The organism is Shewanella sp. FJAT-51649 (genome assembly GCF_019457435.1).
GTDB lineage: Bacteria > Pseudomonadota > Gammaproteobacteria > Enterobacterales > Shewanellaceae > Shewanella > Shewanella mangrovisoli.
The window spans coordinates 1,777,955-1,789,882 of record NZ_CP080411.1; the positions used below are offsets into that span (position 1 = coordinate 1,777,955).

11 protein-coding genes are annotated in these 11,928 nt (G+C 49.0%); 5 read left to right on the forward strand and 6 right to left on the reverse strand.

Annotation, left to right across the window (positions count from 1 at the left end; translation table 11 throughout):
• Nucleotides 1–35: 35 nt before the first annotated feature.
• Entirely contained in the window at nucleotides 36–1,103 is a 1,068-nt protein-coding gene (locus tag K0H59_RS08050) for a DUF3083 family protein (RefSeq protein ID WP_220055194.1), read from the reverse strand.
• 144 nt (nucleotides 1,104–1,247) lie between these two features.
• The gene (locus tag K0H59_RS08055) at nucleotides 1,248–1,847 is read right to left on the reverse strand and encodes an arylesterase (protein ID WP_220055195.1); all 600 of its coding nucleotides are present in this window, start codon (nucleotides 1,845–1,847) and stop codon (nucleotides 1,248–1,250) included.
• A 52-nt stretch (nucleotides 1,848–1,899) separates the two neighbouring features.
• Between K0H59_RS08055 and K0H59_RS08060 the strand changes: the two genes are divergently transcribed.
• The 3 genes from K0H59_RS08060 (at nucleotide 1,900) to lepB (ending at nucleotide 6,136) form a co-directional block, all read left to right on the forward strand.
• Nucleotides 1,900–2,649, forward strand: coding sequence for an ABC transporter ATP-binding protein (locus K0H59_RS08060; RefSeq protein ID WP_220055196.1), 750 nt, complete (start codon nucleotides 1,900–1,902; stop codon nucleotides 2,647–2,649).
• A gap of 3 nt (nucleotides 2,650–2,652) precedes the next feature.
• Entirely contained in the window at nucleotides 2,653–5,154 is a 2,502-nt protein-coding gene (locus tag K0H59_RS08065) for an ABC transporter permease (RefSeq protein WP_220055197.1), read from the forward strand.
• Nucleotides 5,155–5,473: 319 nt separating this feature from the next.
• Nucleotides 5,474–6,136, forward strand: a complete 663-nt coding sequence (lepB, locus tag K0H59_RS08070) for a signal peptidase I (protein WP_220055198.1) — start codon at nucleotides 5,474–5,476, stop codon at nucleotides 6,134–6,136.
• A gap of 101 nt (nucleotides 6,137–6,237) precedes the next feature.
• On the opposite strand, the gene gltS is transcribed toward lepB, so the two are convergent.
• The 3 genes from gltS to folX all read right to left on the reverse strand — a co-directional run bounded on the left by gltS (nucleotide 6,238) and on the right by folX (nucleotide 9,341).
• Nucleotides 6,238–7,461, reverse strand: coding sequence for a sodium/glutamate symporter (gltS, locus tag K0H59_RS08075; RefSeq protein ID WP_086903895.1), 1,224 nt, complete (start codon nucleotides 7,459–7,461; stop codon nucleotides 6,238–6,240).
• 550 nt (nucleotides 7,462–8,011) lie between these two features.
• A complete protein-coding gene (locus K0H59_RS08080) occupies nucleotides 8,012–8,902 on the reverse strand; it encodes a TIGR01777 family oxidoreductase (protein WP_220055199.1) in 891 nt (296 codons plus the stop codon).
• A gap of 70 nt (nucleotides 8,903–8,972) precedes the next feature.
• Nucleotides 8,973–9,341, reverse strand: a complete 369-nt coding sequence (folX, locus tag K0H59_RS08085; RefSeq protein WP_011622266.1) for a dihydroneopterin triphosphate 2'-epimerase — start codon at nucleotides 9,339–9,341, stop codon at nucleotides 8,973–8,975.
• Nucleotides 9,342–9,438: 97 nt separating this feature from the next.
• Here folX and K0H59_RS08090 point away from each other — a divergent pair, with 97 nt between their 5' ends.
• On the forward strand, nucleotides 9,439–10,545 hold the full coding sequence (locus tag K0H59_RS08090) for an AI-2E family transporter (protein ID WP_220055200.1): 1,107 nt from the start codon (nucleotides 9,439–9,441) through the stop codon (nucleotides 10,543–10,545).
• A 6-nt stretch (nucleotides 10,546–10,551) separates the two neighbouring features.
• The gene (locus tag K0H59_RS08095) at nucleotides 10,552–11,463 is read left to right on the forward strand and encodes a class I SAM-dependent methyltransferase (protein ID WP_220055201.1); all 912 of its coding nucleotides are present in this window, start codon (nucleotides 10,552–10,554) and stop codon (nucleotides 11,461–11,463) included.
• Between the two features lie 139 nt (nucleotides 11,464–11,602).
• On the opposite strand, the gene K0H59_RS08100 is transcribed toward K0H59_RS08095, so the two are convergent.
• Entirely contained in the window at nucleotides 11,603–11,827 is a 225-nt protein-coding gene (locus tag K0H59_RS08100; RefSeq protein ID WP_088212127.1) for a hypothetical protein, read from the reverse strand.
• Nucleotides 11,828–11,928: the final 101 nt, after the last annotated feature.

An 11,928-nucleotide genomic window follows, 5' to 3' on the forward strand; every position in this document is an offset into this window, starting at 1 on the left:
GCGCCCTTTGTTTTAGGTTGTACTACAGCGAATGATTAGAGCTGGTAGCTAATGTGCTGGTGGAAGCGCACCACGAGATCTTCTCGCTCTGGATCTAGACCAATCTCGGCGGCAAAGGTTTTCAGTGCGGCTTCGACGTTATTCATAAAACGGCCATAGCCGGAGTCATCACAATCTTTTGCACCCGCGACGATAGTAAAATGCGCGGCTTCGACTAAGTTGTCGGCATCCCAGCGGCGGATAACTTGTTGCTCGGTTGCGTTCGGGTCAAAACCGATCATTTGCACTTCGGCCTTGCTGTCGAGCTTCTCAAACTTACTGTTACGCACTAAGGGAGTTAGGCCGTTGGCTATCATAGCCAATCGCGTTAATTGCTTATTAGCTGCGGCCTTGAGGAAGTTATCTTCAAGATGTTGATATAACGGGCTAAAGTCCGTCGCAGAGTCGGGTTGTAAACCTTGTTTGAGTTTGCGACTCAGCGGCAAGCTGACGGTGACATAGGTGAGTGAGCTAACATTTTCTGGCAGGTCACATTTTCTGGCCTTGTATCTTGGTGCTATGGCTCTGAGTTTATAGCCGTAGGTTTCTTTATTACCTTTTGATTTAGCAAATAAATCATAGGATAAATGCTGGTGGTCGCGGATCTTCACTTTGAGATCTTTAATCGGCAGCTTAGGCATTAATTCGTTTAGGAGTTCTCGTACTCGGGTATGGAAATTGGCCGAGTTGCTGCGGATCTCATCGCCAGTCGCTAAAAACACAATACGCAGTTTGCGGGCGCGGTAGTTGTCCTCGGTGAACAGGTTTTGTGCCTCGTGATAGGCGGGATTGTAAAAAAACAGAATTTGTTCAGCGGTTTGGAAACAATAGGCTTCGGTGTGGTAACGCACAACTGGCAGTTTATCGTTAGTGATCACATGAACGTTACGGAGATCGTGTTGTTCTGCCAAGTTAAAAATAATGCGGCTTAAGGTTTGATAACAGCTATGGTAATCGGGGTATTGCGCCAGTAATTCATCCGTGACTTTAATTTCGGCGGTGATGTACTGGTTGGTACGAGCTTCCTTGGGTATGTACACTTTTTGCTGATGGCTAAGGGACATATTGACTCCTTGTTGGGTTAACCATTTGCTAACATGAATTTTACTGTTTATCTCGGGCGTTAATGTTGCGTTGGAGCATGTTTTTATCGCTTAAGTGCAACTTTACATCAGCAAGCTGTTTATTAGCTTAAAATTGCAGCGATTTTATTGAGTTAGTGCTTTTTCAATCCAAGGTTGCATCCAAGTGGCTATTTTCTCTTGGGCCTTTTCATTGGGATGAATTCCGTCCCTTTGCATCAACTCAGGATGGGGCGCAATGTCCTGCATAAAGAAGGGGATTAATGCAATCTCCTCGTCTTTAGCAATCTCTTGATACACTTGGGTGAACTTTTGGGTATAGCGAGGGCCATAGTTAGGCGGTACCATGATTTCGGTCAGTAGCACTTTAGCGCCGCTATTTTTAGCTAGGGTAATGATTTGGATTAGGTTATTTTTGAGTTGCGTTGGGGGGAATCCACGTAAACCATCGTTACCACCGAGTTCGACCACCACTAAATCGGGGGAAACGGAATCGAGCAGCGCAGGCAAACGACGCAATCCGCCCGCTGTGGTTTCACCACTCACCGAACCATTGGTAAATTCATGTTCGGGTAAATTTTTTTGCAGCAGCGCCACCCAGCCTACTTGTTCCGACATGCCATAGCTGGCACCTAAGCTATCGCCGAGGATCAATACTTTCGCCGCCTGAACTGGCGTGGTTATAAACAGACTTAACAGGATGCAGGCGCTCACGGCCTTTGCCATCGGCTTGCATCTTAGCGATTGACGCAAGAACGATTTGTATAAGAAGGATCCTATGTCTAACGTCGTTTCAAAAAACAGTGCCATCAATGTTGTTAACCTCGAAAAATCGGTGACTACTCAGGAAGGTTCGCTCACTATCCTCAAGGGCATTAACTTAGATGTCAAGCAGGGGGAAAGTGTGGCGATATTAGGCCCCTCCGGTTCGGGCAAATCGACACTGCTTGGCTTACTCGCCGCGCTCGATACCCCCACGTCGGGGGAGATTTGGCTCGATGGCCAAGCCCTATCACCGCTCAATGAAGAACAGAAAGCCGCGCTGCGTAAGCAGAAAGTGAGCTTTATTTTTCAATCTTTTATGTTAGTTGATACCTTAACCGCCCTCGAAAATGTGATGTTACCTGCCGAGCTAGCTGGGGTAAAAAATGCCAAGGAGAAGGCAGAGGCTATGTTGGGGCGCGTGGGGTTATCACACCGTTTGACCCATTTACCTAAGCAGTTATCCGGCGGTGAGCAGCAAAGGGTGGCTATTGCCCGCGCCTTTATCTGTGAACCTAAAGTGCTTTTTGCCGACGAGCCAACCGGCAATTTGGACAGTGTCAACGGCCATAAAATTGCCGATATGTTGTTTGAGCTGAACCAAGAGAGCCACACCACGCTCATCCTCGTCACCCACGACTTGCAATTGGCGAAACGCTGCCAACGGCAACTGGTTATGGATAACGGCCACTTGCAGGAAGAGTTAGATTCGGCCTCATCGCACAATGTGAATGGCAACCTTGAATTAAGCGCCAAGGAGGCCTAACCCATGGAGCTTAATTTGGCATGGCGCCTGTTTAAGCGCGAGCTGCAACAGGGGCAGTTGTTATTGATTATCCTCGCCATTACCTTGGCTGTGCTGTCGGTTAGCGGTCTAGCGCGGGTCAGTGAGCGCTTGCAAGTCGCTATCAACGGGCAAGCGACCCAGTTTATCGCCGCCGATCGCATTATCGACTCTCCTGTTCAAATTGACGCCAGCATTCTGGCCAAGGCCGATGAGCTTGGTCTTAAGCATGTGACCAATATGCAATTTAACTCCATGGTGTATGCGGGGGATAAGTTTCAGTTAGTCACAGTGCGGGCGGTTGAGTCTGGTTATCCACTTAAGGGAGATATCGAACTCAAAGCGGCCAATGGCCAAGATGAAAAAGCCCAAGGCTTGCCCCACGCCGATGAGGTGTGGTTCGAGAGTCGCTTAGGAGGACTCTTGGGATACCCGAAAACATTGGAGTTGGGCAACAGTGAGTTTCATTTAAGTCAAGAAATCAGCCGCTTACCCGATGCGGGTTTTAATCCGTTTGCTTCTTCCCCCGTGGTGTTAATGCGGATTGAAGATGTCGCCAAGACAGGGGTTATCCAACCTGGCAGCCGAGTGACCTATCTGTATCAGTTTGTGGGTGAAGAAAGCGCCTTAAGCGCCTTTGAAAATAGCGTTAAACCGCTGCTGAATAATTCCCAACGCTGGGTCGATGTGCAGTCCGGCGACTCACCGATAGCGGGCGCGGTGAAGCGGGCGGAGCGCTTTTTACTGCTGGCAAGTTTGCTCGGTATTGCGCTTGCTTGCGCCGCGATTGGGATTGCAGCCCAACGTTACTGCCAACGTCATTATGATGTGGTGGCTATGCTTAAAACCTTTGGCGCCTCATCAACACAAATTCGTCGGCTATTTGGCATCCATTTACTGCTGGTGACGCTCTTCGGCATTGTGCAGGGATTAATCGGCGGAGCACTGCTGGATTTAGGCATTAATCAACTGTTACCCCCTGAAATCGCTGCCTATTCGCCACCGTTGACGCGGCCGCTACTGCTTGGGCTCAGCACTGGGCTTATCAGCGCCTTTATGTTTTCGGCCTATCCTTTGATGCGCCTGCTGGCGATTCCGCCGCTGCGGGTCTTACAAAGGCAGCTCGAAGGCTTGCAGCTCGGCATGTGGCTGCATTTACTCTTAAGTTTAGGGGCGATGGCACTGTTGGGATATTTGTATTCCCAAAGCTGGGCGCTGACACTGACGGTGGTCGCGGCTGTGCTGCTACTCGGCGTATTACTCAGTATTTTAGGCTTTGTGATGATCCGCCTTGGCCACAGTGTCGGCATGAAAACCACCAATCCCTTGCAACTTGCACTCGCGGGTTTACGCCGCCGCGCGCGGCAAAATGCGGTGCAATTGGTGGGCTTTAGTGCGGCCTTGGTATTGCTACTGACCATTTTGGCCCTGAGGCAAGATTTGCTGAACGAGTGGCAAAAACAGCTGCCCGAGAATGCGCCCAACTATTTCTTGGTCAACATCGCCCCCGATGATGCTAAGCCATTAAATGACTTTATGGCGCAGAGAGGCATAGCAGCCACGGATATCTATCCCGTCATTCGCGGCCGCTTGACTCAAATCAATGGTGAAACCTTGATCTCCAACGAGCAGGCTGAGGCGGGAGAGAAGGGACGAGTAGGGATCTCCCGCGAGCTTAATCTCACTTGGCGCAATAGCTTACCCGCAAACAATGAGTTAGTTGAAGGGCATTTTAATCAGGCGGCGGATGAGGTTTCTGTCGAGTCAGGTGTTGCCGAGCGTTTAGGGCTAAAGCTGGGCGATACGCTGACCTACATGATTGATAACCAAGAGCTTAGGGTCAAGGTCGCCAGTATCCGTGCCGTGCACTGGGAAACCATGCAGCCAAACTTCTTTATGATCTTCACTCAAGAAGCGCTGGCGCCCTTTGCCTATACCTCGATGGCAAGTTTCTACCTCAATGACAAAAAGCCGGATGAGCTAGGGAATGATGCACCAAAGAACACAGTGATCCTCGAGCTTATCCAGCAGTTTCCTACTGTGTCGATTATCGATGTCGGCGCCATGGTGGGGCAATTGCGACAAATTATTGAGCAGGTGTCGCTGTCGCTGACGTTGGTCTTGGTTCTCGTCTTACTGGCCAGTTCTTTAGTGCTTATCGCGCAAACCGAGGCGGGAATGGCCACGCGCCAGCGTGAACTCGCTGTGCTGCGCACCTTTGGCGCCTCTGGTTGGTTACTGCGTAGCGCCACTGGGCTTGAATTTGCATTACTCGGAGGCATCGCTGGGGTGCTTGCAGTGATAGTGGCGGAATTTGCGCTGTATCTGTTAAAGACCCAAGTGTTTGAGCTCAATGTGTATATGCACTGGCCATGGTGGGGGATTGCCCCTGTCTGCGGCGCCTTGTTAGTCGCGCTGCTGGGTGTTTGGCGCTGCCGCCAATTACTCAATCAATCCTGCGCCGAATTATTAAAAGCGGGCGCTTAAGATGAGGCCTGTTTGGGGTTATGGCGAATGCCGCGACACCATTAGATGTAAAATCAAAATGTAAAAAAAGCACTGGCCTAAACCAGTGCTTTTTTTATGGTGATTATTTGAGTGTTCTAGCCTGAGCCTAAGCTTGAGCTTGAGCACTTGTCACATTGGCTTACAAATGGAAAAAGCCAAGATGTTATCCGCGAAGAACTTCGCCGATATTGATGAGTCTATTAAAGGAGCATGAGTTGCTTACGTCTGGCAATTGATAAGTTAACACTGTCATCAAACGAGAAGATTGCTGGATTTTGGCCTTAGGGAGATAAACAGAATGTTTAAAAAACTTAGAACATTACTTAGAGATAATCGCTCCTTTTTGTTGTTTATCAGCTTAATGCTGGTGTTTAGGAGTGCGGTGGCCGATTGGAATACCGTGCCGACAGGTTCTATGTTGCCGACGATTGTTGAGGGCGACCGCATTCTGGTGAATAAGATGGCTTACGATATCAGAGTGCCCTTTACCCATATCCCACTCGTTAAACTTGCGGACCCAACACGTGGGGATATTATCGTGTTCGACTCTAAAAAAGCCGATAAAAAGCTGATTAAGCGGGTGATCGCCGTACCCGGTGATACTGTGATGATGCGGGATAATCGCTTGTATTTAAATGGCAAACCACTCGCATATACACAGCAAACATTAAGTGCCTATGCGCCGGCGAATGTCACCGAGTGGCAGGAGGATCTCCTCGGCATAGCCCACAGTATTCGACTTAATCCGCAGCCTTCGCAGCTGGCTAATTTTGGCCCTGTTACTGTGCCTGATAACCAGTATTTGGCGCTAGGGGACAATCGAGATAACAGTGCCGATTCAAGAGTCATAGGTTTTGTGCCCAGAGAGGAGATTGTTGGCCGCTCAAGCTCAGTGGTCTTCTCATTGGATTACAACGATTATTACCTGCCGCGACCAGAACGCATGATGCGCGCGTTCTAATTTGTACCTAGATTTCACTCTCCACGAGATATAAAAAAATGGCGCCCTTATCGGCGCCATTTTTGTTTGATGATAAAGCGTTTTCACAAAACCTTGTGCGATTACATCAAAAAGCTGAGGTAGCCCTGCAATACAATTAAATTGACTATATCGATAAAGAATGCGCCGACAATCGGTACCACCATAAAGGCTTGAGGCGAGGGGCCGGTGCGTGACACCAGTGCGCCCATATTCATCACCGCCGTAGGAGTGGCGCCCATACCAAAGCCACAGTGACCGCCGGTGATCACCGCCGCATCATAGTTACTGCCCATAATTTTAAAGGTCACAAAATAGGCGAATACCGCCAGCACTGCGGTTTGCACCAACAGGATAATCAGTAAGGGGATAGCCAGATCCAAAATTTCCCACAACTTGAGATTCATCAATGCCATAGACAGGAATAACGACAGTGCCACAGTACCTATCACATCGATACTCTCGGTATGGGGTTTATAACCTCGGGTCACTTCGGTGATGTTGGCGATGATAACCCCAAGAAACAGGGCATAGACAAAGTCTGGCATCTTGAGCCAATTCAGCTGATATTCGCTAACAAACACGGTAAACCATTTCGCCCCAGCAACGCAGATGAGCAGTACAAACAGGGTTTCGATGATAGTCTTGGCGGTGACTTGGTCCTCTTCGAGCTGATCATAGGTCACCAGTTGTGGATGCGTGGCGTGGTGCTTACGGCCCATGCCGTAGCTTGAGACCAGATTGTGTTTGCCAATTAATCGCTGCGCGACGGGGCCGCCGATAATGCCGCCCATGACTAAGCCAAAGGTGGCCGCCGCCATCGCAAGCTCTAAGGTGTTGATGCCGTAGTTTTCGGCAAAGGTTTGTGACCAGGCAACACCAGTCCCATGGCCGCCTGACAGCGTAATCGAGCCTGCGATAAGGCCCAAGATGGGATCTAAGCCGAGGAGGCTGGCAAGACTCACTCCTACCGCATTTTGAATGACGATATAGACAGACGCTACGCCTAAAAAGATAAACACTTTTTTGCCGCCACTAAGCAGTAACTTATAGTTTGCCGATAAACCTATCGTACTGAAAAACATCAGCATTAAGGTGTTTTGCATGGGTAAACTAAAGGCGAGAGTGATGTCTTGGAAATGTAAAAAGGCCACAACGGCGGCGACGACCAGCCCGCCTACGATAGGTTCGGGAATATTGTATTGTCTAAAAACACGCACATGGCGATTGATGGAATGGCCAATAAACAGCACGAAGATAGCAATTAAGAACGACTCGAGTTCGCCAATTGTATAAGTGGTGTGCATGATAGTTCCTTAAAAATGGTTTGTGTGGGAATACCGCTGTACTCATGCAGAGTGAGGGCGACCCATCTCGTTATTTAGCATTGACTAATGCTAAGTGTTAAACGCGCGATCTAAGGACAGATTCTTGTCAATCCCCAAGGCTGGAGAAGGAGTATTAAGCGCGAATATGAACCGTATTGGTGTAGTTGATCAGCATCGCCACCGAGGGGGCGAATACTGAAGATAATGAACTTGCTCGGAGCGTTAACTGTGCTTCAGTGCGGGCGCTAACACGTCAATAGCGATAAGCAAGAGGCGGGGAGTGTAACAGAAAAATGCGTTATTGTCGCCAAATTGTCTTTAAAATCATTGTGTTGCATTTATGTTTTTCGGCTGTTGCCAGATGCGAGCGCAGCATTGCCTAAAACCAAGCCGATAGATAAATCACCTTAGGGGATTTTTATCTCTGATTTTCAAGCCATTATTCAGCATGGCGTTAACCCTCGAATCTGCGCTTGGTAACATTTTATTCTCAAGCCAGTTACCGAAAATGCTGGAGTCGAAAAAACTATTAACTCGCGAGTACATCCCTGAGCGCAGGTTCGAGCCGCTCAAAACGGAAGTTAAATCCCGCATCGAGCGCATGTTTGGGCAGCACAAATTGTCCTTCGATAAGTAATTCCGCCATTTCGCCCATGGCGAGTCGCAGCATAGCGGCTGGGGTAGTGATAAAGGTCGGGCGATTTAACACTCGGCCTAAGGTGGTGGCAAACTCGGCGTTACTGACAGGATTGGGCGCGGTGGCATTGAAAATGCCCTCGCATTCGTCATGGTTGAGTAAGAAGTCTATCAGCGCCACCATATCCTGAATGTGTATCCAACTCATGCCCTGGCAGCCGTGGCCTATCGGTCCACCCAGTCCTAATTTAAATGGCGGCAACATCTTTGCGAGTGCGCCGCCATGGCCAAGCACGATACCCGTGCGTAGGATGCAGACGCGGGTTTTGGTGGCGGCTTGTAGCGCGAGTCGCTCCCATTCCTGACAAATATCATGGCTAAATTCGGGGTGTGGGGCTGCGGTTTCATCGATGGGGATGGCGCCTTGGCGGCCATAAAAACCGATGGCAGAGCCACTTATCATCACCTTGGGCTGGGTGCAGCTGTGTAAAATCAGTTGGCTCAGTCGCGCTGTGGTATTCCAGCGACTATCGCAGATGCGCTGTTTTTGCTGCGCGCTCCAACGTTTAGCAACAATCGGCTCACCGGCAAGATTTATCACTGCATCGATATGATTTAAATCATCAATTTCGTCTAAGTTGCTGAGATATTGGTGCTGCGGGCCTAATAGTTGCCGGCTGCTGCCGGGGTGGCGGGTGAGCAAGACCAATTCATGCTGATTGGCTAAATGGGCGACTAATTGCTGACCAATAAACCCACTTGCTCCCGTTATCAATATCTTCATCGTCGAGTCCTTGGTTGATGGTTTTCTTTGATTATAAGCAATATACGATAACGGGCGTGCGGGGATCACTTTATTGCTGTTTTTGGTAACACAACTCCATCGATACCGAATCGGCAAAGCGCAGGGCGTGGGGTTTATCGATTTCGACACTGGCAAATTCGACCCAAGGATGCTCGCTGGCGATGGCTAATGTCTGGCTGGTGAGATTTTCGAGCAGTGAGAAGCGATTGTTTTCAATCAACTCAATGATTTTTTTTGTGATAGTACGATAATTCAGCGCATCGTCGACATTATCACTGTTGCGCGCCTTGTCGGCACAGTAGTGGATGACGACATTGACGATCACATCCTGCCGATTTTGGATTTCATCTTCTTTTATACCGATAAAAGTGCGCAGTCTTAAGTTTTTAATGCGTATAATCGCGGTTTCTGGTTTCATAATGACAATCTAGTTTTATGGCTTAGGTGATTGAGTTTGAGACTTTTCTTGGGCTAGCCTAACAACTTTATCTAAGATCAAGAAGGATTTTTACGCCATGACACGTTCCAATACGCCGTCTGCCGCTTACAAAGGTTTTGCCGTCATGGCCTTTGTGGTGATTATTTTGGCAGGGATAAAGGCCGCCAGCCCGATTGTTGTTCCCTTTGTGCTATCCAGTTTTATTGCGGTGATCTGTAATCCGGCGATTGGCTTGATGACCAAATACCGCGTACCTAAATGGCTCGCCGTGATCCTGTTGATGGGTTTTATCGTGTTGATGGGCTTATGGCTCGCTTCTCTGGTAGGCAGCTCGATTAATGAGTTTTCTAAGCAGTTGCCACAATATCGCGATCAGCTGGTGGAGCAGTTTTCCTGGGTGCTGCATAAGTTGCAGGCGCTGAATATTCAAATCTCTAAGGATCAAGTGCTGGCCTATTTCGACCCTGGCATGGCGCTGTCTATGACCACCAATATGCTCTCGGGTGTCGGCAATGTGATGGCGAATTTGTTCCTGATCATCTTGACCATCGTCTTTATGTTGTTTGAGGCGCAGTCTCTGCCGAAAAAACTGCACTTGGCACTGGACGATCCCGACATGCGTTTGCAGCAGATTGACCGTTTTCTGCAATCGGTGAATCAATATATGGTGATCAAGACCTTAGTCAGTTTAGCGACGGGCTTGATTGTCGGTGTTGGGCTCGCGTTTATCGGCGTGGATTACGCGCTGCTTTGGGCGGTTATTGCCTTTTTATTCAACTATATCCCCAATATCGGCTCGATTATTGCGGCCATTCCCGCCGTGTTGTTAGCCTTTATCCAATTAGGCCCCGCAGCGGCGGGCGGAACTGCGCTGCTGTACGTTGGGGCCAATATGGTGATGGGCAACGTGGTTGAGCCTAAATTTATGGGCCGCGGTCTTGGGCTCTCTACCTTAGTGGTGTTTTTATCATTAATCTTTTGGGGGTGGTTGCTGGGTTCGGTCGGCATGTTGCTGTCGGTTCCTTTAACCATGGTGGTGAAAATCGCCCTCGAATCCAGCAAGAGTGGTAGCTGGTTAGCCATTTTATTATCCGACGATGTGGATGATAAACTGGTGGGCCAATCGACAAGCACCGCTCCGATTTCTGAACCTGTCGATACCCATTCAACAGATAATAAGTAGTAGATAATGCAACGTTTTATAGAAGCACTGGCGACGATAGAGGTCGGGGAAGATGCCACGCGATTATTCCATGGCCGCGGCGGTTATTACCCTGGCTGCGAACATCTTTGTTTAGATTGGTTCGCGCCCGTGTTGTTATTGACCAGTTTTACTCCCCTCGATGCGGCCGAGTTGACCCAGTGCCAACAGGCGATTACGGCGCGTTGGCAAGTGATACAGCCCAATCGGCCGTTAAACTTGGTGTATCAATACCGCAGCGGTGGCGAAACCTTTAGCCAAGTACTTGCGGGTGAGGTGCCCGAACCCCATGTGGTCAGCGAAAATGGCGCCCAGTTTCAGGTGCATTTATTGCGGGGACAAAACCACGGTTTGTTCCTCGATATGGCTAATGGCCGTGAATGGGTCAGAGCCCATGCTCGCCATAAGAAAGTGCTGAATTTGTTTGCTTATACCTGTGGTTTCTCGGTGGCGGCGCTACAGGGCGGCGCCGATGAAGTAGTGAACATGGACATGAGTAAAGGGGCGTTAGCCATAGGCAAGCAGAACCATCTGCTGAATGGCTTTAGTGCGGGTGCACGCTTCTTAGGGCACGATATTTTTAAGTCATGGGGTAAGTTACGCAAGTTAGGACCCTATGACATAGTGGTTGCCGATCCGCCGAGTAATCAAAAGGGCAGTTTCGTGGCGACTAAGGATTATGTGCGTTTGATCAGGCATTTACCAGAGTTGTTAGCCGAGAATGCCGAAGTGCTACTCTGTTTAAATGCGCCGGAACTCGATACCCAGTTTTTACGTCAGCAGGTCGAAGACGCCGCGCCTGCACTCGAATACCTTGAGCGCTTAGCCAATCCCGCCGCCTTTGTTGATGTCTCTGAGGAGAAATCATTAAAGGTGCTGCGTTACCGCTTAAAGGCGTAAGCGCTCTGGTCATAAAATGCCATCATAAAAGCCGTCATAAAACCCTGTCATGAACGCCATCATAAGACCTAAAGAGGCTTTATGATGGCGCTTCATGATGTAGCTTCGCGCCTTATCCCATCTTTACTTAACTAGCCAGTTAATAGCTTAACCGCTCTGAGAGTTGCGATTGCCCATGATGTTCAATGGCGAGACTGACATTGTGTGGATCTAAGTGCTTAAGCGCAGAAATTTCAGCATAGAGTTTATCCTGCACATCGAGCGGGATATTCATTTGCTCCATAAACATATGGATCCCCAAGATATCGCCGTGGCTGAATAAGGTGGTGAGTTTTGCGGCTTCAAACTCAATGATGGCATTCATATCGACCTCCTACTCGCATCATTACTTAATTGATAGCAGTTTGTGCCCGTCTTCCTAGATTCTTTGTTTGTAAGCCCGCGCTCTTTAGTGCATTAGGCTAT

What these genes read in the sequence shown, in the direction of transcription:
- K0H59_RS08050 (WP_220055194.1), bottom strand. Translation starts at nt 1,103, where the DNA reads ATGTCCCTTAGCCATCAGCAAAAAGTGTACATACCCAAGGAAGCTCGT.
- K0H59_RS08055 (WP_220055195.1), bottom strand. Translation starts at nt 1,847, where the DNA reads ATGGCAAAGGCCGTGAGCGCCTGCATCCTGTTAAGTCTGTTTATAACC.
- K0H59_RS08060 (WP_220055196.1), top strand. Translation starts at nt 1,900, where the DNA reads ATGTCTAACGTCGTTTCAAAAAACAGTGCCATCAATGTTGTTAACCTC.
- K0H59_RS08065 (WP_220055197.1), top strand. Translation starts at nt 2,653, where the DNA reads ATGGAGCTTAATTTGGCATGGCGCCTGTTTAAGCGCGAGCTGCAACAG.
- lepB (WP_220055198.1), top strand. Translation starts at nt 5,474, where the DNA reads ATGTTTAAAAAACTTAGAACATTACTTAGAGATAATCGCTCCTTTTTG.
- gltS (WP_086903895.1), bottom strand. Translation starts at nt 7,461, where the DNA reads ATGCACACCACTTATACAATTGGCGAACTCGAGTCGTTCTTAATTGCT.
- K0H59_RS08080 (WP_220055199.1), bottom strand. Translation starts at nt 8,902, where the DNA reads ATGAAGATATTGATAACGGGAGCAAGTGGGTTTATTGGTCAGCAATTA.
- folX (WP_011622266.1), bottom strand. Translation starts at nt 9,341, where the DNA reads ATGAAACCAGAAACCGCGATTATACGCATTAAAAACTTAAGACTGCGC.
- K0H59_RS08090 (WP_220055200.1), top strand. Translation starts at nt 9,439, where the DNA reads ATGACACGTTCCAATACGCCGTCTGCCGCTTACAAAGGTTTTGCCGTC.
- K0H59_RS08095 (WP_220055201.1), top strand. Translation starts at nt 10,552, where the DNA reads ATGCAACGTTTTATAGAAGCACTGGCGACGATAGAGGTCGGGGAAGAT.
- K0H59_RS08100 (WP_088212127.1), bottom strand. Translation starts at nt 11,827, where the DNA reads ATGAATGCCATCATTGAGTTTGAAGCCGCAAAACTCACCACCTTATTC.